The organism is Mycobacterium florentinum, assembly GCF_010730355.1.
In the GTDB taxonomy this organism is placed as follows: Bacteria; Actinomycetota; Actinomycetes; order Mycobacteriales; family Mycobacteriaceae; genus Mycobacterium; species Mycobacterium florentinum.
On sequence record NZ_AP022576.1, the window covers coordinates 6,017,668 to 6,041,772 of the forward strand.

General features: G+C 63.7%; 21 protein-coding genes. 15 read left to right on the forward strand and 6 right to left on the reverse strand.

The genetic code is table 11. The features are described 5' to 3' along the window. Positions 1 to 43: 43 nt before the first annotated feature. Both G6N55_RS28405 and G6N55_RS28410 read left to right on the forward strand, forming a co-directional pair. Positions 44 to 1,312 carry a hypothetical protein gene (locus G6N55_RS28405; protein ID WP_139826778.1) on the forward strand — a complete coding sequence of 423 codons (1,269 nt, stop codon included), beginning with the start codon at positions 44 to 46 and terminating at the stop codon, positions 1,310 to 1,312. Beyond that, positions 1,309 to 2,565 (forward strand): sulfotransferase family protein, encoded by a 1,257-nt coding sequence (locus tag G6N55_RS28410; RefSeq protein WP_085221591.1) that lies wholly within the window; start codon positions 1,309 to 1,311, stop codon positions 2,563 to 2,565. The genes G6N55_RS28405 and G6N55_RS28410 overlap by 4 nt, the downstream gene beginning before the upstream one ends. Before the next feature lie 44 nt (positions 2,566 to 2,609). Here G6N55_RS28410 and G6N55_RS28415 read toward each other — a convergent pair whose 3' ends face one another. Together G6N55_RS28415 and G6N55_RS28420 are read right to left on the reverse strand one after the other, a co-directional pair. Beyond that, positions 2,610 to 3,362, reverse strand: a complete 753-nt coding sequence (locus tag G6N55_RS28415) for a hypothetical protein (RefSeq protein WP_085221592.1) — start codon at positions 3,360 to 3,362, stop codon at positions 2,610 to 2,612. Beyond that, positions 3,359 to 4,957: a phytoene desaturase family protein gene (locus G6N55_RS28420; protein ID WP_085221593.1), complete on the reverse strand. Its 1,599-nt coding sequence runs from the start codon at positions 4,955 to 4,957 to the stop codon at positions 3,359 to 3,361. The genes G6N55_RS28415 and G6N55_RS28420 overlap by 4 nt, the downstream gene beginning before the upstream one ends. 70 nt (positions 4,958 to 5,027) lie before the next feature. On the opposite strand from G6N55_RS28420, the gene G6N55_RS28425 reads away from it, so the two are divergent. From G6N55_RS28425 to G6N55_RS28435, 3 genes are all read left to right on the forward strand, one after another. Further along, on the forward strand, positions 5,028 to 5,654 hold the full coding sequence (locus tag G6N55_RS28425) for a TetR/AcrR family transcriptional regulator (RefSeq protein ID WP_232078857.1): 627 nt from the start codon (positions 5,028 to 5,030) through the stop codon (positions 5,652 to 5,654). A gap of 239 nt (positions 5,655 to 5,893) precedes the next feature. Beyond that, positions 5,894 to 6,712 (forward strand): hypothetical protein, encoded by an 819-nt coding sequence (locus G6N55_RS28430; protein WP_085221594.1) that lies wholly within the window; start codon positions 5,894 to 5,896, stop codon positions 6,710 to 6,712. Positions 6,713 to 6,717: 5 nt separating this feature from the next. Next, complete coding sequence (locus tag G6N55_RS28435) at positions 6,718 to 7,434, forward strand: hypothetical protein (RefSeq protein WP_085221595.1); 717 nt, start codon at positions 6,718 to 6,720, stop codon at positions 7,432 to 7,434. A 1-nt stretch (position 7,435) separates the two neighbouring features. Here the strand turns inward: G6N55_RS28435 and G6N55_RS28440 are convergent, their stop codons facing one another. After that, positions 7,436 to 9,046, reverse strand: a complete 1,611-nt coding sequence (locus G6N55_RS28440; RefSeq protein WP_085221596.1) for a PEP-utilizing enzyme — start codon at positions 9,044 to 9,046, stop codon at positions 7,436 to 7,438. Between the two features lie 45 nt (positions 9,047 to 9,091). On the opposite strand from G6N55_RS28440, the gene G6N55_RS28445 reads away from it, so the two are divergent. From G6N55_RS28445 to G6N55_RS28460, 4 genes are all read left to right on the forward strand, one after another. After that, the gene (locus G6N55_RS28445) at positions 9,092 to 10,189 is read left to right on the forward strand and encodes a spirocyclase AveC family protein (RefSeq protein WP_085221597.1); all 1,098 of its coding nucleotides are present in this window, start codon (positions 9,092 to 9,094) and stop codon (positions 10,187 to 10,189) included. After that, a complete protein-coding gene (locus G6N55_RS28450; RefSeq protein WP_085221598.1) occupies positions 10,190 to 10,810 on the forward strand; it encodes a TetR/AcrR family transcriptional regulator in 621 nt (206 codons plus the stop codon). After that, a complete protein-coding gene (locus G6N55_RS28455; RefSeq protein WP_085221599.1) occupies positions 10,807 to 12,201 on the forward strand; it encodes a protoporphyrinogen/coproporphyrinogen oxidase in 1,395 nt (464 codons plus the stop codon). Before G6N55_RS28450 ends, G6N55_RS28455 begins: the two co-directional genes overlap by 4 nt. Positions 12,202 to 12,459: 258 nt before the next feature. Then, positions 12,460 to 13,332 (forward strand): hypothetical protein, encoded by an 873-nt coding sequence (locus tag G6N55_RS28460; protein WP_085221600.1) that lies wholly within the window; start codon positions 12,460 to 12,462, stop codon positions 13,330 to 13,332. A gap of 46 nt (positions 13,333 to 13,378) precedes the next feature. Here G6N55_RS28460 and G6N55_RS28465 read toward each other — a convergent pair whose 3' ends face one another. After that, the gene (locus G6N55_RS28465; protein ID WP_085221601.1) at positions 13,379 to 14,266 is read right to left on the reverse strand and encodes a hypothetical protein; all 888 of its coding nucleotides are present in this window, start codon (positions 14,264 to 14,266) and stop codon (positions 13,379 to 13,381) included. Positions 14,267 to 14,921: 655 nt separating this feature from the next. On the opposite strand from G6N55_RS28465, the gene G6N55_RS28470 reads away from it, so the two are divergent. From G6N55_RS28470 to G6N55_RS28485, 4 genes are all read left to right on the forward strand, one after another. Next, positions 14,922 to 16,118, forward strand: coding sequence for an aminoglycoside phosphotransferase family protein (locus G6N55_RS28470; RefSeq protein WP_139826779.1), 1,197 nt, complete (start codon positions 14,922 to 14,924; stop codon positions 16,116 to 16,118). Continuing rightward, positions 16,119 to 17,033 (forward strand): LLM class flavin-dependent oxidoreductase, encoded by a 915-nt coding sequence (locus G6N55_RS28475; RefSeq protein WP_085221603.1) that lies wholly within the window; start codon positions 16,119 to 16,121, stop codon positions 17,031 to 17,033. A 104-nt stretch (positions 17,034 to 17,137) separates the two neighbouring features. Continuing rightward, positions 17,138 to 18,709, forward strand: a complete 1,572-nt coding sequence (locus tag G6N55_RS28480; protein ID WP_085221604.1) for a class I adenylate-forming enzyme family protein — start codon at positions 17,138 to 17,140, stop codon at positions 18,707 to 18,709. 16 nt (positions 18,710 to 18,725) lie between these two features. Then, a complete protein-coding gene (locus tag G6N55_RS28485) occupies positions 18,726 to 19,538 on the forward strand; it encodes a hypothetical protein (protein WP_085221605.1) in 813 nt (270 codons plus the stop codon). A 10-nt stretch (positions 19,539 to 19,548) separates the two neighbouring features. Here G6N55_RS28485 and G6N55_RS28490 read toward each other — a convergent pair whose 3' ends face one another. Beyond that, positions 19,549 to 20,325, reverse strand: a complete 777-nt coding sequence (locus G6N55_RS28490; RefSeq protein WP_085221606.1) for a hypothetical protein — start codon at positions 20,323 to 20,325, stop codon at positions 19,549 to 19,551. Between the two features lie 292 nt (positions 20,326 to 20,617). Here G6N55_RS28490 and G6N55_RS28495 point away from each other — a divergent pair, with 292 nt between their 5' ends. Beyond that, entirely contained in the window at positions 20,618 to 21,634 is a 1,017-nt protein-coding gene (locus G6N55_RS28495) for a spirocyclase AveC family protein (protein WP_163667621.1), read from the forward strand. A 31-nt stretch (positions 21,635 to 21,665) separates the two neighbouring features. On the opposite strand, the gene G6N55_RS28500 is transcribed toward G6N55_RS28495, so the two are convergent. Beyond that, positions 21,666 to 23,255, reverse strand: coding sequence for a phytoene desaturase family protein (locus G6N55_RS28500; RefSeq protein ID WP_085221729.1), 1,590 nt, complete (start codon positions 23,253 to 23,255; stop codon positions 21,666 to 21,668). Between the two features lie 238 nt (positions 23,256 to 23,493). Between G6N55_RS28500 and G6N55_RS28505 the strand changes: the two genes are divergently transcribed. Beyond that, positions 23,494 to 24,060, forward strand: a complete 567-nt coding sequence (locus G6N55_RS28505) for a TetR/AcrR family transcriptional regulator (protein WP_085221608.1) — start codon at positions 23,494 to 23,496, stop codon at positions 24,058 to 24,060. The last annotated feature ends 45 nt before the right edge of the window (positions 24,061 to 24,105 follow it).

Consider the following 24,105-nt stretch of genomic DNA (forward strand, 5'->3'; position numbering starts at 1 on the left):
CAATTAATAGACAGTATGTCTCTTTATGGGTAGGGTGACGGCCATGTTCCCTTCTGTTGCGGGCAATCCGCTGGCCACAATTGAGCAGCGTGACGGCGAAGCTCTTGCCATGCGCGCCTTTGCAACTGATGCGGTAGCCCAGGCACGCGAGCTGGTGGCAATGCGCTGGAAAACCCTCGCCGGGCGAGGCGCTCCGCAAGAGGCGTGGGGACTTCGGTTCGACGAGCTGGTCGACGAGTTCGCGTTCAACTACTGCCTCAAGGCGGCTGCCGGGGACGCCAACTACCCGATCGCGTTGGGGATGCACTACTGCCCTCCACACGAGTGGTTCGGCACGAAGGTGCCCGGTTCACGCGGTTCGGGAGGCGATGGGCCCGACCAGCACTACGTGCTGGTGCCGGTCAGCTACGGCGCCCATTACGAGATCGAGGGCCAACGTTTCGACCCAGTGCCCGCCGACATTCCCTTGACAGTCATCGGAAACCCCTCGATCACAATGACATTGGGCAGTCTAGATCTGTTGGGCATCAAGGTCGGCGACGACGGCCGGTATCGATTGACTGTTGGCCCGGAACCGGCGAATGGCGATCCCAACCACGTACACGTTCCTCCGGGCGCCCTGTACCTGTTCAATCGGGAATGCCGATCGGATTGGCGCCAGGTGCCCGGCAGTTGGACCGTACGCAGGCTTGACCCACCCAGTGCGCCGCAGTGGACCGAGGAGCAAGTGGCCGCCCGCGCGGCAGCCATGATGGTCGAAGACGTGCCGCCCATGTACTGGTTCCTCAGCCTCTTCGACAACATGGAACCCAACACGGTGTCCCCGCTGTTCAATACCGGCCGGGTTGGCGGGCTTGTCTCGCAGACAATCATGTTCGCCCGCCTGCTGATCGACGAATCGCATGCTTTCGTCTTCACGATCGGCCCCGCTGATGCGCCGTATCGCAACATCGTCCTGCACGACTACTGGTTTCGCACCATCGACTATTGGGAGCGGCAGAGCTGCCTGAACAACGGGCAGTCGGTGCCCAACTCCGACGGCTCGGTCACTTACGTTGTCGCTCAGGAAGATCCAGGAGTAGCCAACTGGCTGGACCCCTGCGGCTACTCGCACCTGCTGGTGGTCAACCGCTGGCAGGGCATGCGCGGGGGAGAAGAACCGACCGCCGCTGGCCGGCATGTCCCGATAGCCGACCTGGAATCCGCGCTGCCCACCGATGTGCCTCGTGTGACACCGGAAGAGCGAGCCGCGCACTTGCGTGAGCGACGCGAAACTTTTCTGCTGCGTTTCTCCAGTGAAGGGGCATCATGAACGAACGAACCTCGCAATGGGAGCCGCCGGCACGGCCCGAGTGGGTTCAGCGCATCAACGAAGAGGGTGCGCAGATGAACATCAAAGGCGTTGTGCCGCTGGATCCGGAGTCGTTGATCTCCGGCGCTCAACGCACCACCGGACTGACCGATTTCGGCGATGATCTCTGGCGCGAACCGCTCGAGATCTTATGCAAGTCGATGGACGAGGAAGCCGACCTCAATCTGATGGGCAGGTTGCGAACCCGTTCTGAGATGTTGCAATTGCTCGAGGGGCGATTGCAGATCGAGGACTGGTACGCCCGGCATCCCGAAATCGACGACGAAGTGGTCAGCGAACCGATCTTCGTGATCGGACAGGGTCGCTCGGGGACCACGATGCTGGTGAACATCCTCGATCGCCATCCCGACAATTGTGCGCCGAAACACTGGGAGATCATCTTCCCGTGTCCACCTCCGGAAGCCGCCAGCTACGAGACCGACCCGCGGATCGAGCGCGGGCATTTCCTGATCGACCAATGGAACCGAGTCACGCCGACCATAGTGTCGATGCACGAATTTGCCGGCTGGCTGCCGATGGAGTGCTGCCAGATCCTCGGATTCGCCTTTCGTTCCTCGACGTGGTTCGACAGCCTTGGTCAGGTACCCAGCTATCAGGCGTGGCTGGCGGGCCAGGATCCACGTATCGCGCTGGCTTATCACAAGCGTGTCCTCAAGCTCTTGCAGTGGCGAAATCCCCGCCAGCACTGGGTCTTGAAAGACCCCATGCACCTCGATCGCATGCCCGAGATGCTCGAGGTATACCCGGATGCCCGGTTTGTCTGGCCGCACCGCGATCCGACCCGGGCGCTCGCATCGGCGGTCAGCCTGCTGGGGACCGTGCAATGGGGCCGAACGGACCATCCGTTCCAGTTCGGTGCGTTCGACTACGTCACCGACCCTAACCTGTCCGCAACGCGCTTCAACGCCGTGATCGATCAGATCGATTCCGGTGCCATCCCGAAAGATCGCTTGCACCACATGCTTTACGCCGATCTGGTCGACGACCCCATTGCCGCGATCGCTGCGATGTACGGTGCGTTCGGTCTGGAGCTGACCCAGGCCGGTCGCGACGCGATGCAGCACTACGTCGATACCAATCCCAGGGGTACCAGGCCGGTGCACAAGCTGAATCTCGGTACCGACGAGATGAACTCTCGCGACCGGATCGCATTCGCGCGCTACCAGGAATACTTCGCAATTCCGTTCGAGTAGACCGGAATTCAGGCCTGACGCCTAACCGGTGCTCACGCGAAATGCTAAGCGGCTGAACGTGCCGCACCTGCATCGGATGCCGCCTCGTCACGAATGGCCCGCAATAGGACGATGGTCATCACGATGTACCAGACACCAAAGACGGCCGCGGGTATCCAGAACCCGATCACGCCGGTCCACGCGAAGGGACCCGTCTTGAAGAAGATGATCATGCTCGCCGGAAGCAGCAACAGCGCGACCCACAGATTGAAGAAACCGAGCCAGCGCGGGAACACCGGCGCTGCGCTGCGGTCGTGGAAGATCGCCACGATGAGCGCGCCGAGCTGGCCGAAGATCGGGGGCCACGGGAGGATGAGCATCACGTAGGACAGATCGTTGACGAGCTTCGTCAGTTCCGGTGGGCGTTCAGGCCGAAACAACCCACCGATGAACAACAGCATCGGGATGATCAGCACGACGGTGACGATGATCCCGGAGGCGAACTGCAGAATTGCCAGACTGGGCACGCGCAACTCGGTGCGCCGGATCTGCATGCTGATCGCGAAGAAGAAGGGGATCGTCAAGAAGATGCCGATCAACGCGAGCAGCGTTCCAAGCCGGTGGACGCTGACGCTCTCGCCGTAGGCCGCCGCCACCTGCTCAGCTTGGTATGATGGTGGTATGAGCGGAATGAATCCGCCCATCAAGCCCCATCCGCCGAACAACAGGACCACAAACGCGGGACCACACCACGCGCAGAAAGTCTGGATCCGGCGCGACAATTCGATGTCACGCAGCAGCGCATCGGGCGCTGTCATTGCTTCCTTTGGTCCCGAATCGCTGTCTGGGCGGCGAGCTTGCCCGGCAGTGCGCACACCCCGCCCACGGGGTGGGTGCCGGCGCCACTGAGGTAGAGCCCCTTGACCGGTGTCCGATAGCCGCCCAGTCCGGCTGCGGGCTTCAGCGGCCCGAACCGCGTGATCAGCGGGTCGACGTGGTAGACGTTGCCCGCGGGGGCATTGAACCTCGTTTCGAGGTCGGGTCCGCCGAGTACGGCCCGATCGATCTCGAGCTTGTCGAGTCCCTCGTAATACTGTGCGGTATCCCGCAATACAGCGTCGCCGACCTTGTCACGGACGTCGTCCCATGGCTCTTCCGGTGTCACCGGGATAACGCCGGACCACAGCCACAAATTGTCACGTCCCTCGGGCGCCTGGGTGGGATCCACCGCGGTGGGGATGATCGCGCAGCTCACCGGCACCGGGTCGGGCCATTGGCCACGAACAACGGCGTTCCAGGCATCGTCCTGTTCCTTGAGGGTGTGCCAGGCAATGAGGTACTTGCGGAGGTCCAGGCCGTCGCCGCGCCAATCCTCATGCTTCTTCATCGTCACGCGGCCCTCGAGGGCGACGTTGATCTTCAGCGACGTCGCATGCGTCTTCCGAATCGGAATGTCCTTGGCGCGCGCGGAAAGTTTAGTATCCAGCGTGCCTTCCGGCAGCAGTTCGTTGAGCGTGACGACCGGGTTGCAGGTCGTCAGAACGCCCTTGCGCGCCGCGACGAACTGGCCGGATTCCAGCTGCACGCCCGTCACCCGGTCGTTGGATACGGCAAGCTGCTGCACTCGGGTATCGGTGTGTACGGTGCCGCCCAGCGCGGTGAGGCAGCGATGCAGCGCAGCGGGCAGCGCGCCGGTGCCGCCGACCGGCATTGCGTTCGCAACCTTTTGCACGACACCGAGATAGATCATCGCCCAGGCGGTCGCGTCGAGGCGCATCTGCGAGAAGGCGGCCATGGCTGCCAGCGCGCCCTTGGGCAGTTCGGTTTCGAAGGTTTCCTCGAGGAATTCGGTGTGTGACGCGGTGATCATGTTCCGCAGCCCGGCGATCTTCTTGAGGTGGCGAGTGGCGCCGAACAAAGAGCCGGCCATCTCGCGATTGAACGGGCGCAGTGGATGCGACTTCATGTAGGCCACGACCACATCCATGATCGGGTCCAGCGCATTGGCCATGTCCAGCCACGCTCGAGCGTCTTTCGGTGAAAAGCGCCGCAGTTCGTCGGCGGTGCGACTGGCGTCCTTCCAGATCGCCAGCGAGCTTCCATCCGGTGCCAACTGGATGTGTGCGGGGTCCACCGAGATTCGTCGCAGCCCGTACTTGTGTAGCTCGAGGTCCTCGGCCACGCCGGAGAGCTGGAAGATCCCGGTCAACTGGATCGCGCCCTCGTTGAAGTAGTGGCCCGGAGCCTTCGCCAGGGTGGCGTTGGTGGAGGTCATGCCGCCAACGGTGGGCGACGCTTCCAAGACGGCCACCCGAAATCCAGCCCGGGCCAGGTAACACGCGGCAGTCAACCCGTTGTGTCCGGCTCCGATGATCAAGTAGTCGGCGTCGGTGGGCAGATTATTTTCCGTCATATCTGTGATCCTGATCGAACTCGATTACAAAATCAAGATTGAGATAGCGATCGAATGCGATACTGCTGTCGTGACACTTCCCGCTGCCCCGATGGGGCGCCGCGATCGGCGAAAGGCCGAGGCCCGGCAACGGCTCCTCAACGCGGCCCATCGGCTGATCGCCGAGAACGGGGTGGCGGACCTTCGAATCGGCGATGTCACCGATCTTGCCGATCTGGGCTTCGGCACCTTTTACACCTATTTCCCGTCCAAGGACGCGCTCCTCGAGGCGGTCGTGGCCGACTTGCTGGCGGGCCTGGCCGCGAGGATTGGTTCCGACGCGCTCGAGTTCGCCGACCCCGCCGAGGCGGCGTCGGCGTCCTACCGGCGTTTTCTGCGGTTCAGTCGGGACGAACCCGAACTGGCCCGGGTGTTGGTCGAGCTCGACCGGGTCAATGCGATTTTCGAGGACGCCGTGACACCGTGGGCGATGGAGACCCTGGCCCGCGGCCGCAAGTCTGGCCGATTCGCTATCGACGATCTGGAGCTGGCCCTGACATCTATTGTGGGTGCCGCGCTGGCCGCCATCCGGTCGATCCTGGCCGGCCGATTGCCCCCGGGCCCCAAGACGGAGTCGCGCGGCGCGGAGATGATGCTGCGCGGCTTCGGCGTCGACCCGGCCTCCGCGCGAGAGATCGCGCGCCGGAAGCTGCCGTAGCTGGACGTCCGCCGCCTTTGGCGATCTGCCATACATAGTGGTTCTAACGCACGGGATTTCGAGTTCATCGGCAATGATGACGCCGTTGCGCAGTGGTCCGTCTGCCGTGCGCGCGGCACGGTCTCGGCGGCCCCGCCCGATCGTTCGGCAGCGGATTGGGCACTGAAATCTATTTCAGGATTGAAAAAAATTTCAGCGAGGATTAGTTTGGTAGTCGCCGTCCTTAAGGAGTCGCCGTCATGGCAGTGCAACACGACCTTGGCCACGAGACTGTCCGTGAAATGGCGAAATCGGCAAGTTCGGGCGACCCGCTCAGCGCGTCGGGATTGTCCGCGACCGGGGTCCAGCGAACGTTCCAGCGTGTATGCGCTCTTAGCGGAATCGTCTGCCCGCTGTTGTTCTTTGGCGGCCTGCTGCTGTGTGCGTTCTTGCCACCACTGCGGCCCGGCGCATCGGCGATCGAGATCGCCGCGCACTACCAGCAGCACGCAACCGGAATCCGGTTTGGTACGGCGCTGATCCTTCTCGCGTCGATGTTCTACATCGCCTACTCGGGAGCGATTTACGGTCAAATTCGCCGTATCCCCGGCTCCGGTCACACCGCGGCCGGCATTGCTCTGGCCGGGGGAGCGGTGGCCGCGGTGACGTTCATGATCCCCGCGATGTTGTGGGCGGTCACCGCGTTTCGTCCGGACCGGTCACCGGAGGCCACGCAGACGCTGAACGACGTGGCTTGGTTCATCGTGGTGATGCCGTGGGCGCCGTTCATGGCGCAGAACTTTGCGTTCGCGTTTGCGATCCTCACCGACTCCCGACAGAGGCCCCTGTTTCCGCGTTGGCTTGGTTACCTCAACATCTGGGCCACCCTCGTCTATACCCCGGCAATCGTGTTGCAGTTCTTCAAGGACGGTCCGTTCGCGTGGAACGGCATCTTCGTATTCTGGTTGCCTGCGGTGGTATTCGGCATTCAGTTCGTCGCAAACACTGTCTGGCTGCTCAAGGCGGTGACCTATCCGACCTCCTCGGTCGGCGACCACGTCGACCGCGATAGCGCCTGACTGCAATGAACGATGCGCGGCTGCTGAAGGTTGGCATCTGGAGCGGGCCCGCGATGGCAGTTGTCACCCTGGTCGGCGCTGTCCTAGTCGGACGATTCATTCCGCCGTTCATGGAACCGTCGAGTGCCGCGGCCGTGGTAGCGGCAAAGTACGCCGAACACGCTACGAGCGTGCGCATCGGCGCGATCGTCTCGGCCATCGGGCTGGCGCTCATCGCACCGTTCGGTGCCGCGCTGGCGGCGCAGACGCGGCCGGCCGAAGGTGCGCGTCCGTTTCTCACCTACGTACAGATCGCGTCCGTCGCGGTCGCCAGTGTCTTTGTCGTACTGGCCTGCACGATCTGGGCGCTCACCGCGTTTCGCCCCGGCGACTATCCGCCCGAGATTGTGCGGTACAGCAACGATCTCGCGTACTTCCTGTTCATCTTCACCTGGCCTCCGTTCACGGTCTGGTTTATCGCGATCGCGCTTGCGGCGTTCAAAGACGGCGAGCGGGCGCCGTTTCCGCGGTGGTCCGGGTATCTGTGCCTCTGGCTCGCGGTGCAAATCTCGGCGGGCGCCTTGATCGCGTTCTTCAAGGCGGGGCCGTTCGCGTACAACGGGCTGTTCGCTCTCTACCTTCCCGTCGCACTCTTCTTCGTCTGGGTCGTCGCGATGACCTTCGTGATGCTGCGGAACCTCTCCGGCGAGCGCCGGGTCACCGAATACCAAACAGGACCTTAGATTACGGCCGCACCCGGACGGTGCCCGCATCGCCGTCGACCGTCACCCGGTCACCGGTGCGCAACCTGCGGCTGCCGTCCACAGTATTGATTACACAGGGGATTCCGAGTTCGCGGGCGACGATCGCGCCGTGTGATAGCGATCCGCCGATGTCAATGACCACCGCCGCGGCCACCGAGAGTAGCGGAGCCCAAGACGGATCGGTGATGCGGCACACCAGGATTTCTCCGGGTTCGAATTCATCAGCCTGGTCGTCGTCCGCGTCGTGGACGACCCGCACCGTGCCTTCGATTGTCCCGGGGCTGACACCCATGCCCGAGACGATCTCAACACGTTCGGTCGACGGGGCGCCGCGGTCTAACGGCAGCGGTGTGGGGTTGCCCTGCCAGGTCGGCGGCAGATCCAAGCTCCGGTAACGGGTGTAGAGCTCGCGGCGCTCCGCAATCGCATCGCCGCGCGGGACGCGGGGGTCGGCGAGCAGTTCGTCGAGGGTCAGGAAGAACACGTCCTCGGCATCGCCGAGCACACCCTCGTCGGCTAGCGACGCGCCGATGGCTCGGGCACCCGCGCGCATCCCGTCCATGGCCAACAGGAACCCGGCCTTTCCGACCTCGCGGCCGAGTACGAATCGTCGTGTCAACGCCAGCATCGGCGCCAGTAGCGGCCGGCGCGACCACGGGAGGCGTTCCCGCAGTTCGCGTTCGGCGGTTTCCCGTGATGTCCGAGTGGACGCCGCGTTGGCCAACGGATCTGCGCCGGACTTGCGGTACGACTCGGCCAAAGCCCGGATCGGTGTCAGGTCCTCACGCCAGGAGCGGCTCGACACGTCGCCCTCACCGCGGCCATGGTAGCCGTGGCGGCGCACGAACTCGCGCTCCGTAAGCTGCCCGCCGGCCACCTCGCGCAGGTCGGCGACCACCGCCGACTCTTCCATGCCGCCATAGCCGCTCACCAGAGCCCTCTCGCGCCCGTCCATCCCCGCCGCCGCGCACAGCTTGGCGAGCTGGTCGTAGCAGGCCTGGGCCAACAGCGTGACGATGCAATGCGCACGCATCACCGGGACGTAGCGGCGGCTGCCTTCGGAAAGCAACGCGAGCCCCTCGGCCACTCCGTTGGGGGGGCGGTCACAGACGTTATCCGTCCACCACGCGTAATTGTCTGCCCGGTAAGCGGCGACCTGGCGCGGTGTCCGGGCCAGGTTCCAGGGCATCTTCGCCACTACTATCGGATAGCGCTGGGGCACAGGACGATTGGTCTCTTGCGACATTTTGGCACCAAAGAACTGGATCTCCACCGCGTCACCGGAGGTGCCGGGCATCCGGTCGCCAAAGGCACGAAATGTGTTGACATTGGCCGCGTATCGGCCGTAGAAGATGCAGCCGAACCGCCGGTTGACGTCGGATACATCGGGCGGGCGGGGCCACGCGCCCAGGGCAACGACGACTTGCGAAAGCACCTGTTCGGTCAGTCCGCCCCAGATGCTCCAGCCCAGCGGCGTGTGCACGCCGGGGGCCGCCTCGGCGACATTGCCCGTCGAAAAGAAGGTCGTCGGGGAGCTGACCATGTGCAACAGGTTCGCCTGCTCGGCGATCGGCGCGATTGGGTTACTCATCGCGGTTAATATACGACATGTGGAACATGGTACAAGAAGTGTTCCATGTGCTATGTTCCAACGATGGACGCCGGCGTCGACGTGGTCGTGCCCATCCACCGCACGGGCGCACGGACCGCCAACCCGGTCCGGCCGTCCGGCAAGGTGTGGCTGTGGGCCGCTTTGGGTCTGGCGCTGGTGGGGCTGGCAGTCAGCTGCTGGACCAGGTGGCTGCTGTCCCCGCAGGCCACCCCCGTTGATCCCGGCCCCGACCCGTACCCCTTCGGCTGGGTCATTCGGCTGACGGAGGCGATCAGCCTCTCGGTGTTCGCCTTCTTGCTCTGGTTCACGCTGTTGCGACCGGCGTATCGGCAGCGGGCCATCACCCTGGACGGAAAGCTGTTCTTGGGGGGCCTGTTCGCGTCGGTCCTCGATGTGTTGTGCCAGATGTTCAACCCCACCTGGGCGATGAACGCTCACTCGCTGAACCTGGGCACGTGGGCCGGGCAGTTCCCGGGGTTCGCGGCACCCCAGGCCGACCGATGGGCCTGGAGCCTGGGCTGGTGCATGCCCGCCTATATCTGGTTGGGGGTGGGTGCGGCGATTGTGGGCTGCGCGTACTTGGACATGTTGCGCCGGAGGTTCCCCCGGTTGAGCACGGTCGCGCTGTACGCGGTCGTGCTGGCGACTTTCATGACGGCCTTCGGGTGCCTGGCCACCGTATGGAACCGCACCGGCGTCTATACCTACGTATCGTCGCCGAACGCGCTGACGCTGTGGGCCGACACCACCCACCGGCTCCCGCTGACCGAGTTGCTGTTCATCTCGTCGTACTGTCTGATGTTCACCTGGTTGCGCGACGGACGCGACGCCAACGGGCGTTGCGCGGTCGACCGCGACGTCGACGCATCGGCGCTGGGCCCCAGGTTCAAGACGATGCTGTCCAGCCTGGCGGTGTGTGGTTGGGCGGGCTTCACCACCCTGGTGGCCTACCAGGTACCCAACGACTGGGTGGCCATGACCGGCGGCGTGAACAGCATACCGGTGCTGCCGTCCTACCAACAGGGCAGCATCTACTGTGGTCAGCCCGGAAAGCCGTTATGTCCCAATCAGTATCTGAATCAGCTGAAGCGGACCCAAAGCACCACATCCGGAGGCGGTTAGATGGTCGCCATGCTTCCGGAAAACATCGGCCCCGCCGTCCCAGAGCAGGTGCTGGCCGCTGCCCGTCGTTGCTTCGCGCGCTACGGCGTCGACCGAACCACGATGGACGACATCGCCAAGGAATCAGGCATCGGGCGCACCGGTTTGTACCGGCTCGGGCTGACTCGCCCCGAGATCACCGAGGCCGCGATCGTGACCAGGCTGCGGGAACTCGGGGAGGGCATTCGGCCCATCGCCGACCGCGACGCCCCGTTCGACGAGCTGCTGCTGGAGACCTCGATCGCCACCGTGGATGCGGCCCGCTCGGATCCGGAACTGCGCCACCTGCTGGACACCACCACAACCGTTTCCCTGCACCGGCTGATCACCGGCCACGAATCCTCCATGCAGGGAATCGTTTTGGATGTCTTGGGTCCGATGCTGCGGCGTGCGCGTGAGCGCGGCGAGATCCGGCCCGAAGTCGACGACGACCGCGCCGTCGAGTGGCTGCGTGGTGTCTACCTGATGTTGATGCTGCGGGAGGACCTCGATGCCGAGGCCGAGAAGGCGCTCGTCGCCGATTTCGTGCTGCCCTCCCTGGTCGCAAACCGCACGACTCCGAGAAAGAGAGCGAAGAGATGATCTCCAACGCCCATGACGAACTCGCCGATCGCGGACCGGTCTACATCGTCGGTGCCGGGCCGTCCGGCCTCACCGCCGCCTATCGGATACGGGCGCAAGGGATTCCGGCCGTCATTCTGGAGAAGCGCGATCGCACTGGCGGCATGATCCACACCCACCGCGAGCAGGGCTACCTGATGGAGGAGGGGGCCACGATTTTGCCGAGTGCCTACGAGCCGGTGGTCAAACTCGCCCACGAGATCGGCAGTGGCGATGACCTGATCCCGGCCGGGTCGATCATCGGTTTCGCACGCGACAACGTTATTCACAACCTGCGGTCGGATCACCTCTTTCTCGACGTCCTCAAGACGCCGCTGGTATCGCTGAAGTCCAAGGCGTTGATGGCCCGCTTCGGTATCGACGCGACCCGAGCAAGCAAGCTACTCAACTACGAAGACCTCTCTCGCGCTTCAGCGTTCGACACCATGACACCGCGCGAATACTGCTCGTTGCACCTCGGCCTGTCCGGGGAGGTTTACGACTACGTCATCAATTCGACGGTGCGCGGAGTGCTGGGTGTGCGCGGGGACGCCATCTCGAACCTGGAGCTGTTCTTCATGCTCTACAACATCTTGGGCAGCAAGCTTTATGCGTTCCGCGAGGGATACTCGACCTACGTCGACCGCCTCTCCCAGGGCATGGACATCCGGCTCAATACCACCGTGCAAGAGGTCAGAGAGGGCGTCGACGGCGTGACCGTCACCTGGACGGGCGCCGATGGTGTCACGCACACCGAATCCGGTGCGGGCGCGGTGATTACCGCTCGCGGCGACACCATCCCGGACCTCGTGCCCGGTCATTTCGACGCCGCTTCGGAGGCATTCCTGCGTGGTCTGCGCTACACGAAGTGCGTGGTGATGAACACCGGTGTGACTCGAAAGCCCAAGGGCATCGTGGCATCGGTCATCAACATCCCCGAACCGGTCGATCCCGATCTGATGGGCTTCACCTGTGAGCACAACAAGGCGCCGGGCCGTGCGCCGGAGGGCCATGGCCTGCTCGACATCCTGACGATGACCGAATTCGCCGAGCGGATCATCGACGAGGACGACGACACCATCCGCACCGAAATCCTGCGCAGGATGGAAAAACTCATTCCGGGTGTCACCGACACCGTGGACTACACCCGCATCGCCCGGTGGAACGAAGTTATCGTCTACAGCAGGCCCGGGCTCTACAAGGAACTCGGCCAGTTCCAGGCGCGGCAGGCGGCGACCACTTCTCGCATCCAATTGGCCGGGGTGTTTCGGTCCTCGTCGAATATGTGCACGGCGACGGTATCCGGCGAACGTGCGGCGGCAGAGCTGTTGGCCCAGTTGCGCGCGCCGCTCCGGCGCTTTGTCGCGGTGTAGCGAAACGTTGCGCCCCACGGCAGGCCGTCCTGAGGTCTGAAAGCCGTTGTGCAGCTGAGGCATCGGTCGCTGTGTTCAACAGCTGCCGGAGTCATCAGGAGGCACGGGACTGAGGCCGGCAATCGAATGAATATAATTTCATTCTTGAAATAGCATTCATATCCCGATAGGCTTTGCAGTGTCCTAGTCCGGGCTCGGCGGATCGCCCGGGCAAGTGGCGTGCGGAGTGCGCGCTGTGGTTCGAAGCAAAGGGAAGAGATGACGGCGTTCGTTCCTATGCACATGGCCCCACCGATCCCGGCGCATCCGACGACGCCGATGCCCTTTGTGCCCGAGGTGCTGTTCACGATCTTCCTCGGAATTCCCGTGCTTTTCGGTGTCTTCTTCGCCATCAAACACCTGGTCACGGGCCGTGGCCCATTGCTGGCGTACTGCCTGATCGGGGGCGGCATCGCCTGCCTATTCGAACCGATCGTCGACACGTTGGGCCTCTGCTACATACGTCAGGGCGCGGTCACGACCACGTTTTCGTCGATGGGCCGGGACTTCCCGTTGTTCATCAACTTCGTTTACATCTGGTACGTCGGCGGGCTGGCCTACCTGGCTTGTCGCATCTATCAGACGGGCGTCACGCGGAAAGCGGTTTTCCAGCTGTATCTGATCGATGTGTTCATCAACATCTGGCTGGAAAGCCCCGGCGTACTGATGGGCGCCTACGAGTACTACGGTCCGCAACCGCTGAACTTCTGGGGTCTGCCGCTGTGGTGGGTCTGCGTCAATCCGCTGATGCCGATGACGGCCGGGGCCTTGATCTACCGGCTGAGCCCCCACCTCGACCGCTGGCGGCTAGCCCTGGTCATCGCATTCATTCCGATGTCCGACGGGATAGCCAATGGAGCCGCCGCGTGGCCGGTGTGGACGGCGCTGAACCTCAACGCCCACGTGGGATTCACCTATCTGGCGTGGCTGATCACCCTGGGATTGGCGTTGACGTGCGTGTGGATTCTGTCGTTCGTTGTTGGACGGCCCGACGACGAGGTTTTCATCACCTCTAAGGTCGGCATCATCAAGGCCGCCATCTTCGGTGCCCCAGAACAAGACAAGGTCCCGGTCGCTGTATCCGCTCCCTGAGCGGTCAGCGAGATCGATTCAGCGAATAGGCTTACAGCGTCGGCGATCAGTGGACGCGGTGCACGACCCCTTGTTCGAGGAGCCCGCCCCCACGCAATCCGGACGACTCGACTTGCATGAAGTCGTCGTAGGTGCCGAACGCGGGCCCGTCGGTCTCGAGGCCCATGGGGACGAAGAATCCCGCTGCGCGCTCTACCAATGAGATCTCGGTTGTCGTCCCGTCCTTGAGTTCCAGTCGCGCCCTGACGAATTGGGCTGCGGCATTGCGGCGAATGCTCATGTTCACCACCGGCGTGGACGTCGTCGACGTGTTCCAGAATCCGTCCGAGACCTGGGTCCCGTCGGTGCGCAGGAACTTCATCGAACTCACGAAGACATCGTCGAACACGGCCGCCAGCGCCGCGTACTCGACCCACATGGCGGCTTCGTCGCGGAACCCCCAGGTGCGGTCGCGCAGTCCCTGCGCGGCAAAATTACGCTGCCCGTTTCCGGTGGTGACCGTGCCCTCCACCCGGCAGGCGCACTGGAAATGCTGCAGCGGACGCCCCGGAACGAGATCCGGGATCAATCCTGTCGAGGAGTAGTCGGCGGGCAAGTACAGGGGAGTGTTGACGAAATCCGCGGTGAGGTCGGGGTGGTCGATGCGCACGGCCCCGTTGAGCCCGAAATCGATGTGGTCGCCGGCGAAGCTGCCCTCGGGAAGTGGTTCGATGATTTCGACCGTCTTGCCGTCCACCGAGAAGCTGCACCGCGCCCGGCGTGAACCCGGCGCATTGGGCGACGTCGAGACGTGAACGCTGCCGAAAATAGCGGAGCCCAAATCCCAGAACGCGAGATACGCGTTGTCCTTCCAGGTCGGTTCGGCGTCGGTTGCGGCCCCCGCATGTACCGCGGTGGCCAAAGGTCCCCAGCTGTCGACGGTGACTGCGGTCATCGATCGTTCCCTCCTCGATTCGCGGTAATGCTCAATCAAATTAGCACGTTTGATAACGATCGTTCATGAATTTTGAGGCGGATTCCCGTCTTATGATCGGGCTGAGTCGAGCAATAGGAAGCTGAGTTTAACGAGCCGATGTGTCATGAAATGGAGAACGATCGCTAGCGCATAGTCGATGATCCGCGGTGCCGTCACCGCGCGCAAGTTGAGGCCGTCGAGACCGGCCTCGGCCAGCAACGACAACGTTGCGTCGAGGACGTCATCCTCGGTCAGCTTGCGCGGTGGTCCGGGTCGAGTAGTGATGAGCCAGCAGTGTAGTTAACGCCCAGGGTGTGGTGGCGGGTGCGGCGGGGCCACGGTCCGCGAAGAGCCGATAGTCACCCGTTCCGCTCCGTTTCTAGCTGCGAACGATCGTTCGAGCAAGGTCGGCCCCGGACGCGTCACCACCAGGCTTGACACGAGACCTGTATGACGCCAATCATGACCAAGGACTCAGACTCGATTCCTAGTGAAGTGGCGCTAAATATGCAGGCAGTAGATCGAATCCCCGGACGGCCGGTGGGTGAGCATCCGCCCAACGCGCCTCACGCGAATTGGTCGGAGCGTCTTGCTGTATTCGGTGTACGAGCGTTCGCAGAATAAAGGATTGTCGATGCCGTCGATCGCAGCAGTTGCCGAAATCGGATCCGCGGTGGCCAGGACGTCGGCCGCCATCGTCTACGAGAAGATCGCCCGGCCGCGACCGACCACCCTCGACCAGGTGCCACCGTCACCGGCGGCGCTGACGACCGAATGGCTCACCGCCGCATTGTGTTCCGAGACGCCGGGCGCACGGGTAGAGCGCTTTGCCCTGGGACCAAAGAATGACGGCACTTCCGCCCGTCGAACCATCGAAGTGGTCTACAACGAGGCGGGTAGCCAGGCCGGACTCCCGGTCCACCTGTTCACCAAGTCCTCGCCGACCCTATTGACCCGGCTGGTCACGACCACGGGCAACCTGCTGCCCGCCGAGCATGCGTTCTACAGCGTGATCCGGCGTGAACTCGACATCGAGGCGCCGGCCGGCTACTACGCGGCCTGGGATCCCAAATCCAACCGATCGCTGTTCATCATGGAAGACGTGACACGAACTCGGGGCGCCAAGACCGACACGATCCTCACCCGGCACTTCACCCGGGAGCAGGCCCAGGACGCTATCGATCTGCTCGCGCGACTGCACGCCAACTACTGGGATCAGCCCGGTCTGGCGAGCCGGTTCCGCTGGCTGATGGACCCACACTCGTGGCAGCTTCGACTTCACAAGCTGATGCTGATGGACCGCTGCGCTGTTGTCGGGTTCGATCGCTCCGAGCACGTGATGCCGCGTGAGATCTTCTCGCGCAGAGATGATTTCGTCGAATTGCTGCTGCGGAGCAGGCGCATCTCGGCCGACGGACCACGCACCATCGTGCACAGCGACGTCCATGCCGGCAACTGGTACCTCACCGGCGACGGGCGGGTGGGCCTATTCGACTGGCAGTGCATGCTGCACGGCTTCGGCGCCCAGGACATCGCGTACGCGCTGATCGGCAACCTGACGATCCCGCACCGACGAGCCTGGGAACGCGACCTTCTGGAGCTTTACCGCGACCGTCTGCGCGCCCACGGCGTAACGGATGTGCCCGACTCCGAGACGCTGTGGCTGCGCTATCGCCAGATGATCCCGCACGCGATGTTCATGTGGCTCGGCACCATCGGATCCAACAAGCTGCAGCCGCAGATGCAGAAGCCGGAGATCAGCCTGGCCAATATCGAGCGCTCGGCGCAGGCCTGCGCCGACCTCGACGTGTTCGCCGCCTTGGACATGTAGATGAAAGTCGGTATCACCGTCGATAATCCGGACACGGTGGTGGCTGAGGCTCGTCGTGCCGAGGAGCTCGGCTTCGATATCCTGGGCTGTGGCGAGCACCTGTTCTTCCATGGCCCGACGCCGAACTCGTTCGCGATGCTGGCCGCCGCGGCCGCGGTGACGTCGCGCATTCGTCTGGTCTCGTCGATCGCGTTGCTGCCGCTCTATCCCGCCGTGGTGGTGGCCAAGATGGCGAGCGTCATCGACTGCATCTCGGATGGCCGATTCGAATTGGGGGTTGGTGCCGGTGGTGAGTATCCTGCCGAATTCGCCGCCGCCGGAATCGATCCGGGCACTCGGTTTCGCCGTCTCGACGAAGGCCTGGAAGTCATCAGGAGGCTCTTCGAAGGCGGACCGGTTGACTTCCAGGGCAGCTACGCGACGCTGTCCGGCGTTGCCCTGGACCCACCGCCCCGGCAGCCCGGGGGCCCACCGATCTGGTTGGGAGGGCGTAAGAACGGCGCGTTGCGCCGTGCCGGGCGCTACGCCCGAGTATGGCTGCCCTACATGGTCGAACCCAAGTACGTCAGCCACGGACTGGCCACGATTCGTGGGATGGCCGCTGAACAAGGACGAGTTCCGGACGCGGTTTCGGCGGCGCTCTTCGCCTGGACGGCGGTCGACGCGGACTCGTCCTGGGCGCGAAGCACCGGTGTCGGCGCCGTCAGTGCGGCCTACAGCCAGGACTTTTCGACGCTTGCCGATCGTTACCTGCTGATCGGTACGCCCGAGGCCGTTGTCGACCGGCTGGCGCAATTCGCCGCGGCGGGGGTGGACACGGTGCTGATCCAGGTCGCCGCGGGTTCGGCAGAGCATCGATCGCGGATCATCGAAACCTTCGCAACTCGTGTGCTGCCCGGTGTCAGAGATCTTTAGGTGACGCCGTTGCGGCGTTGCCGACGTCGTTGACCCCGTTGCACGACCTCTTTATATTGATATAGCTGGGCTCAATAATACGAGACTGGGAGCGAACACAGGTCATGCCGACCATCGGCGGAACGGCATTGTCGAATGCCAACCGGGTGGGCGAACGCGAGGCGATCGTCACCGCGGAACGGCGGTGGACTTGGCGTGCGCTGGAAAGCGACATAGCCGCGACGGCGGCGGCGCTTGAGTCGTTCGGAGTGCGCAAACATGATCGAGTCGCCATTCTTTCGGCGAACTCCGCGGAATTCATCATTGCGTCGCACGCCGCGTCGCGCCTCGGCGCGATCGTCGTCCCGGTGAATACCAGGTTGGCCGCGCCGGAGCTCGCCCACATCCTGAACGATTCGGGTAGCGCAGTATTGGCGTTCAGCCCGGCCGATGCCCATCTGGCCGAGTCCGCAAGCCGGCTCGCCGTGTCCGTCGCCCTGCTCTCATTGGGACCGTCGCCACGCTATCCCGACGTGCTGGCCGGCGGATACGGCGATCCCGTACACGAAGATCGCGCCGTCGAACAAGACGACGCATTCATCCTGTACACCTCCGGTACAACCGGGAAACCCAAGGGCGTACTACTCGATCATCACCGCGCGGTATGGGCCGCGATGGCCCAGATTGTCTCGCTCGGCCTGCGCGACGGCGATCGGTACCTGCACTTGGCGCCGATGTATCACTCGGGCGGGATGACCTATCTGAATGCCACCACTCTGCTGGGTGGAACTCACATTGTCGTGCCGAAGTTCGATGCAGGCACCGTGCTCGAGCTGGTGGAACAACACCGTGCCACTTGGTTATTCGCCGTTCCGACCATGTATCAGCGAATCCTCAATACCTATGCGGGCGACGCCGCCGACCTGACGTCATGGCGCGTCGGCATTTTCGGCGCGGCGCCGATGCCGGCGGCGGCCATCGAGCGGCTGCTCGCCGCGTTTCCTCGCGTCTCTTTCTTCCAGCAGTGCGGCCAAACCGAGGCCGGACCAACCGGCATCTACTCGACGATGGAAGAGGTGCGGTCTCGGCCACAGTCGTCCGGTCACCTTGCACAGCCCTTCGTCGAGGCCCGGGTTGTCGACCCGAGCGGCAACGACACACCGCCGGGACAGGTGGGAGAACTGATCTTTCGCGGCGAGGCGATCACCAAGGGGTACTGGAACCAGCCCCAAGCCACCGCAGAAGTGATCCGCGACGGCTGGCTACACACCGGAGATTTGATGCAGGTGTACGACGACGGTGCCATGCGTCTGGTCGACCGGCTGCGCGACGTGATCATCACCGGAGGGCGCAACGTGTACTCGGCCGAGGTCGAACTGGCCATCGCCGACCACCCCGAAGTGACCGATGTGGCGGTGATCGGCCGACCCGATCCCGAATGGGGCGAAACGGTGGTGGCGTTCATCACCGCCGCCGATGGGTCCGAGGTCACGCCCGCCTCGATACGGCAGTACTGCGCTTCTCGGATCGCGGATTACAAGATCCCGCGCGAGTTCATTTTCGCGGTCGTACCGCGCAATGGGGGCGGAAAGCTTCAAAAGCATCTGTTGCGAAACCAACTGAGCCTCAATGCGTCACAGCAGAGGGATGTTCCGTCTTGCCGCCCGGCAGACGATCGCTGGCCTGCCAGCACCTAGTAAGTGGAGGATTCTCATGAACAGAGCGGTTCATCGATTCTGCGCCTGGAGTGGGATCGTCTGTCTTGTGCTGATGGTCGCGGGATTTATCGGGCTGGCCCGGTTCTTTCCGCCGCCGTCTCCCGCGCTGTCGACGGCTGAGACGACGCGCCTCATCCTCGACCACGCCACCACGATTCGGTGGGGCATGCTCGTGACGATGGCCGCCGCGGTGTGCCTGGGCATATTCGCCATCGAGATCGCGGTTCAGATGCGCCGCATCGAGGGACGTTTCCCCGCACTGTCCATGATCGAGTTCGGCTTCGGCATGTTGTTCGTGCTGGAGTTCCTGTATCTGCTCTTCTTCTGGCAGACCGCGACGTTCCGCGCCGACCGCGATCCCAAACTCGTTGAGCTGCTGAATGATATGGCGTGGATCCCGTTCGTCGGCATGACCGGAACGGCGGTTGCACAGGTAGCCGCGTTCGGTGTTGCCATCCTGATCGACCGTCGCTCCACACCGGTGTTTCCGCGCTGGCTCGGCTACGTCAACCTGTGGACCGCCACGATCTTCTGCGCGGGCACCTTCAACGTCTTCTTCAAGCACGGGCCACTGGCGTGGAACGGGATCCTGGCGTGGTGGGTACCGGTCATCGTGTTCGGCATCTGGCTGGCGCTCGTCTCGGTGTATCTGCTGCGCGCCGTCAATAGCCACGTCACCGAGGTCGACGCGGCCGGGGCATCCCTGGCTCTCGGCGTGGTCACGCCGACACGCGCGGAGCTGGCCGCCCAAATCGCGCAGTTACAAGCACAAGTCGGTGAGTTGCACGGACAGGCCGCCGCGCGGTAACCCCGACGTCCTAGCGTGCCGCCGCGGTGGGGCTGCGCAGTGGCGGGCCGCCGACAAGGGGCTGATCGTTGGCGCGTTCCTGGGCCTCGGCGTTGATCGCGCGCAGGGTCAGCACCGAGAACATCACGATCCAAACAAAGAACACGATCATCGGGACGTAGAAGACCAGCACCCCGTTCTGCGAGAAGGGGCCCGTCTTGAAGAACAGCAGTAGCGAGGCCTCGCACATGAAGAACGCAGAGAAGAGGTTGAAGTAGGCCGACCATCGCGGGTAGGTGGGCCGGGCGCTCTTGTCGAGCAGGATGGTCACGGCAAGGCAGATCTGGAAGAGCGCGAAGGGGGCACCGGTGAACAACACGCCCAGCCAGCCCAGATCATTGAGGGCCTGGGTGACGTCGGCGCTGGTTTCGCCCGGACGCCACGACGCCGCACCGAAGAAGAACCCGATGAACATCACGACGACAACTTCGCAAGCGACCGCGACCACCATGATGTTGAACAGGATGGGCCACTGTCGCTCGCGGCGGCGCACCATCTGGACGATGCTCATGCTCCAGGTGGTGTAGAGGATGCTCGAGAAGATGAAAATTACTGTGGCGATGCGTATTCCGGTGGTATTGGCCAAGTACTCGGCGACCACTTTGGGCGCTGGATCGGCCGCCGACGGCGGCAGGATGTACTGATAGCCCGAGACGACGGTGGCCGCGAACGGCCAGAAGAACGCAAATGCAAAGCCGGTATAGGCGCAGACTTTCAAAACCGTGGGGTGAAAACCGTCAGTGCGCATCGGTGCGCTCCAATCCTCGTTATGACCGGCGTGAACCCCGACCTGAAGGGCGATGGTGAGCGTAACGGTAGTGAGTACCGCTGTGGTCTGTCAACGCTCTTAGCTATCGGCACTTATTAACGAAACCGTCTAGAAGTGCGTAAATAGCTTGTGGAGATCGCGTATCTCAAATTACAGTGGACGGGCGGCGCACGCCAAGGAGCCTGCGCTGACTCGTGATGGTCAATGAAGTCGAGGGGTACCGATGGCGATTGTGGACCGTCCCCCGAGTGGGCCTCCGGCTGGCGGGCTGATGACGACCCACGTCGTGCAGAAGCAGTCGCGTCCGGTGCTGATGTGGGCGGCACTCGGCGTCGCGCTGCTGGCATTTCAGGCTTTCGTGTTGGCACGCTGGATTTTTGGTCCGCATTTCACCCCAACGCCGACGGGGTCCGACGCACTGCCCAGGTGGCAGGCGGTGATGTTCACTGCCCTGCAGATCGGGGTGCCGGTGGCCGCGGCGGTGTTGTTCTACCTCTGGGTGATCCGCCCGTTGCGGCGCTACCGCAGGCTGACCACCGATGCGATGATCGCCCTGAGTGCTTCGACGGTGTTCTTCTGGGACATGGTCATGAACTACACGTCGGTGTCGTTGCTCTACAACTCGCATTTGCTCAATCGCGGTGCGTGGGCGAACGGCTCCTGGCCAACCTGGATCAGCCCGAACGCAAACCGGCTGCCCGAACCGCTGCTCATCGTGCCGCCGGCTTACACGGCGCTGGTGTTCTCCCAGGTGATCATCGTGTTGTGGGTGGTGCGCAAGCTCAAGACGCGGCAGCCGCAACTGGGGGTCCCAAGCACCATCGCGTTGATTTTCGTCGGCCTGGTCATCACCGACACCGTCATCGAAGGACTCGTCTTGCGCACCGGCGCCTACGCGTATCCCGGCGGGATCAGGGCGATCACATTGTTCGCCGGTCAGACGTACCAGATTCCGATGTCGGAGACCGTGTTGTTCGGCGGGCTGGCGCTGGGGGCGATCGCCTGCCTGAGTTACTTCCGTGATGACCGCGGCCGCACCATTGTCGAGCGCGGCATCGACCGGCTCAACACCGGCAACAAAGCCAAGCAGGCGCTGAGGTTTTTCGCCATTTACGGCGCGATCCATGTCGGCTTTGTGGTGCTGTACATGATTCCGCAGCAGTGGTTCGCCACCCACGCCGACCCGTTTCCCGCCGGGTATCCGTCCTACATGATCAACGATATGTGCGCGTCCGGCGCCGACGGCAAGACGTGCCCCGGTCCGGGCGTACCGATGCCTCGCCCGTAGGCAAAAGCATTGAATGCCAAAGGAATAACGATCAGTGTTGTCCGAGCGCGGTTTGGGCGGCAAGCCGGCCGGGCCAGCCGCTGACCCCGCCGCCGGGATGCGAACCCGCTCCGGCGTGGAAGTAGTTGTGCACCGGTGAGCGGTAGCCGCCGAGGCCCGGTGCGGGGCGGTTCATGGCCAGCCGCAACGGGGTCATGTCCACGTGGAAGTAGGAGCCGTTCGGGGTAGCGAATTGGTCGCCGAAATCGGCGGGGCTGGTTTCGATCCGCCCGATTTCTGCGTCGAAGCCGTCCATGTGCTGGGTCACCGATTCCATGATCGCTTGCGACATTTGCGTTTTCGTCTTCTCCCACCCATCGCGGGGTTGGGCCGGGACATTAGCGGCCAGATAGACGACGTCCTGGCCCTCGGGCGCCAAACCGGCGTCGTTGGCCGAGAGGACGGCCATGTAGACCGGGGGCTGTTGCAGCGATTCACCGGCCCGGATCGCCTGCAGTTGGCGGATGTTCTCGTCGAACGTCCCGGTCATGAGGGCGGTCTTGCGGATGTCGAAGTCGTCGATCTTGCGTCGCTGCGCGGCGCCTTTCGGATAGGTGGCCCGCCCGGAAAGGGCGACATCGATTTTGAAGGTGGCCGAGTTGTTGCCGCTGGCCGGCAGGATCGCGACCTTGGCCTTGGTTGCCGAATCCAGCACACCGTCCGCAAGCAGCCCGCCGTAAGCCAGCTGCGGGGGCACCGCGGCGAGTACCCCACGGGTGGCGCGGATCTCGGTGCCGTCGCGGAGTACTACACCGGTGGCGCGGTTGTCGGTGACCGCCACGCGTTGCACCGGGGTGCTGGTGCGGATGTGGGCGCCGCGTTGGGTCGCATACGCCGCCATCGCGGCCATCACCGCGCCCATGCCGCCGAGGGGACGAATGACGCCGGGTTTGCGGTGCACCGCGGCAAGGCCGACGCAGTAGAAGCCGCCGCCGTCGTGATCGATCGGCCCGATCATGCTGCCCCAATACGTGGCAAGCGATCTCATCTGGTCGCTCTCGAAAGTATCGGCCATCAGGTCGACCAGGTTGTGCGACATGATCCGGCCGAGCTGGCGGCGAATCGCCCGATTCGGCGCGAGTTTGAGCATCAGCTTGCCCAACCCCGCTTTCGGCAGTTGCGCGGGATGATGCGGCATGACCGTGGTGAGTGCCTCGAAAATCCAGGAGAGTGCGGGCTGTAGCTCCGCGTAGGTACGGGCATCTTTGGCCGAGAACCGCCGCACCTCGGCCAGGGTGCGATCCAGATCGTGAAACAGCAACAGCGTGGCGCCGTCCGCGCCGATCCAGCCGTACGGCGCCTGTACCGGTGTACTGCGGTAGCCATACCGGTTCAGGCTGAGATCGGCGATGAACGTCGTGCACGACATGAACATGTCGTCCATCGCGCCCAGGCTGAGGATGTGGTCGGGAGCCTCGGCCAGAAACGGTCCGCTGTTGGCCAGGCCGCCCAAGTGCGGGCGCTGCTCGAGGACCAGCACGGTGGCCCCGGAACCGGCCAATGTGCAAGCCGCGCTGAGCCCGTTGTGACCGCCGCCGACCACAACGTAGTCGTAGCTGTCTTGGAGTTCGGGTGTCGTCATCGTGTACTCCATCGGTGCGCGCTGATCAGTGGATTGGGATGCCGTGGAAACCGCTGTGCTGCTCCGGCTACGGCCACCGGACCACTAACCACTGAATTAATTGACAGAGCTGTCTCAAAATAGACACACCGTCGCGGGCCTGTCAATGATCGGTCGGGTGTGATTCCCCGCGATCGCACTGGTCATAGAATCGCCGAATATCGATCGGCAGGAGCCGCGACGCCAGACAGGACATTCGATGGATGCCACCACCGCCGGGATCGTCAGCGCCGCACGGGCGGTGTTCACCCGTTACGGGGTGGCACGCACCCGGATGGCCGACATCGCCAAGGAAGCTCAGCTGGCGCGCCAGACCCTGTACGACTTTGTCAGCGGCCGCGACGAACTCATCGGGCTCTCGCTGGTCGCCTGTTGCGGCGAGTTGCAGCAGCGCCTGGATGCGGCCCTGGTCGACGGGCCGTCCGACCTACGTGAACGTTTCGTCGAAGTCCTTGCCCGCGCCGTCGAAATCGCCAGCAGTGATGAGGAATTCGGGGCGCTCGCGGACGCGCTGCCGACCGAGACCGTCGATCGCATCATTGGTGGCGCCACCGCTGTCCAGGCGCTGCTCGCCAAGAGCCTGCGACCGGTGCTCGAACAGGCCGCCGCTGCCGGACAACTGCGTCACGGTGTCGTGGTCGACGAGGCCAGCCAATGGTTGCTCGGGGTGATCAGCTTCGCCCTGCTGCGGGAAAACCACGACGCCGCGGCCCTTCGCAAGGAGTTTCGGACCTACGCGGTGCCGTCCGTCTTCGCCGACAGCTAGGCGACACGGCGACATGTCTTGTCATGGTGTCGCCTCGCGTTGTAC

What these genes read in the sequence shown, in the direction of transcription:
- G6N55_RS28405 (WP_139826778.1), top strand. Translation starts at nt 44, where the DNA reads ATGTTCCCTTCTGTTGCGGGCAATCCGCTGGCCACAATTGAGCAGCGT.
- G6N55_RS28410 (WP_085221591.1), top strand. Translation starts at nt 1,309, where the DNA reads ATGAACGAACGAACCTCGCAATGGGAGCCGCCGGCACGGCCCGAGTGG.
- G6N55_RS28415 (WP_085221592.1), bottom strand. Translation starts at nt 3,362, where the DNA reads ATGACAGCGCCCGATGCGCTGCTGCGTGACATCGAATTGTCGCGCCGG.
- G6N55_RS28420 (WP_085221593.1), bottom strand. Translation starts at nt 4,957, where the DNA reads ATGACGGAAAATAATCTGCCCACCGACGCCGACTACTTGATCATCGGA.
- G6N55_RS28430 (WP_085221594.1), top strand. Translation starts at nt 5,894, where the DNA reads ATGGCAGTGCAACACGACCTTGGCCACGAGACTGTCCGTGAAATGGCG.
- G6N55_RS28435 (WP_085221595.1), top strand. Translation starts at nt 6,718, where the DNA reads ATGAACGATGCGCGGCTGCTGAAGGTTGGCATCTGGAGCGGGCCCGCG.
- G6N55_RS28440 (WP_085221596.1), bottom strand. Translation starts at nt 9,046, where the DNA reads ATGAGTAACCCAATCGCGCCGATCGCCGAGCAGGCGAACCTGTTGCAC.
- G6N55_RS28445 (WP_085221597.1), top strand. Translation starts at nt 9,092, where the DNA reads ATGTGCTATGTTCCAACGATGGACGCCGGCGTCGACGTGGTCGTGCCC.
- G6N55_RS28450 (WP_085221598.1), top strand. Translation starts at nt 10,190, where the DNA reads ATGGTCGCCATGCTTCCGGAAAACATCGGCCCCGCCGTCCCAGAGCAG.
- G6N55_RS28455 (WP_085221599.1), top strand. Translation starts at nt 10,807, where the DNA reads ATGATCTCCAACGCCCATGACGAACTCGCCGATCGCGGACCGGTCTAC.
- G6N55_RS28460 (WP_085221600.1), top strand. Translation starts at nt 12,460, where the DNA reads ATGACGGCGTTCGTTCCTATGCACATGGCCCCACCGATCCCGGCGCAT.
- G6N55_RS28465 (WP_085221601.1), bottom strand. Translation starts at nt 14,266, where the DNA reads ATGACCGCAGTCACCGTCGACAGCTGGGGACCTTTGGCCACCGCGGTA.
- G6N55_RS28470 (WP_139826779.1), top strand. Translation starts at nt 14,922, where the DNA reads ATGCCGTCGATCGCAGCAGTTGCCGAAATCGGATCCGCGGTGGCCAGG.
- G6N55_RS28475 (WP_085221603.1), top strand. Translation starts at nt 16,119, where the DNA reads ATGAAAGTCGGTATCACCGTCGATAATCCGGACACGGTGGTGGCTGAG.
- G6N55_RS28480 (WP_085221604.1), top strand. Translation starts at nt 17,138, where the DNA reads ATGCCGACCATCGGCGGAACGGCATTGTCGAATGCCAACCGGGTGGGC.
- G6N55_RS28485 (WP_085221605.1), top strand. Translation starts at nt 18,726, where the DNA reads ATGAACAGAGCGGTTCATCGATTCTGCGCCTGGAGTGGGATCGTCTGT.
- G6N55_RS28490 (WP_085221606.1), bottom strand. Translation starts at nt 20,325, where the DNA reads ATGCGCACTGACGGTTTTCACCCCACGGTTTTGAAAGTCTGCGCCTAT.
- G6N55_RS28495 (WP_163667621.1), top strand. Translation starts at nt 20,618, where the DNA reads ATGACGACCCACGTCGTGCAGAAGCAGTCGCGTCCGGTGCTGATGTGG.
- G6N55_RS28500 (WP_085221729.1), bottom strand. Translation starts at nt 23,255, where the DNA reads ATGACGACACCCGAACTCCAAGACAGCTACGACTACGTTGTGGTCGGC.
- G6N55_RS28505 (WP_085221608.1), top strand. Translation starts at nt 23,494, where the DNA reads ATGGATGCCACCACCGCCGGGATCGTCAGCGCCGCACGGGCGGTGTTC.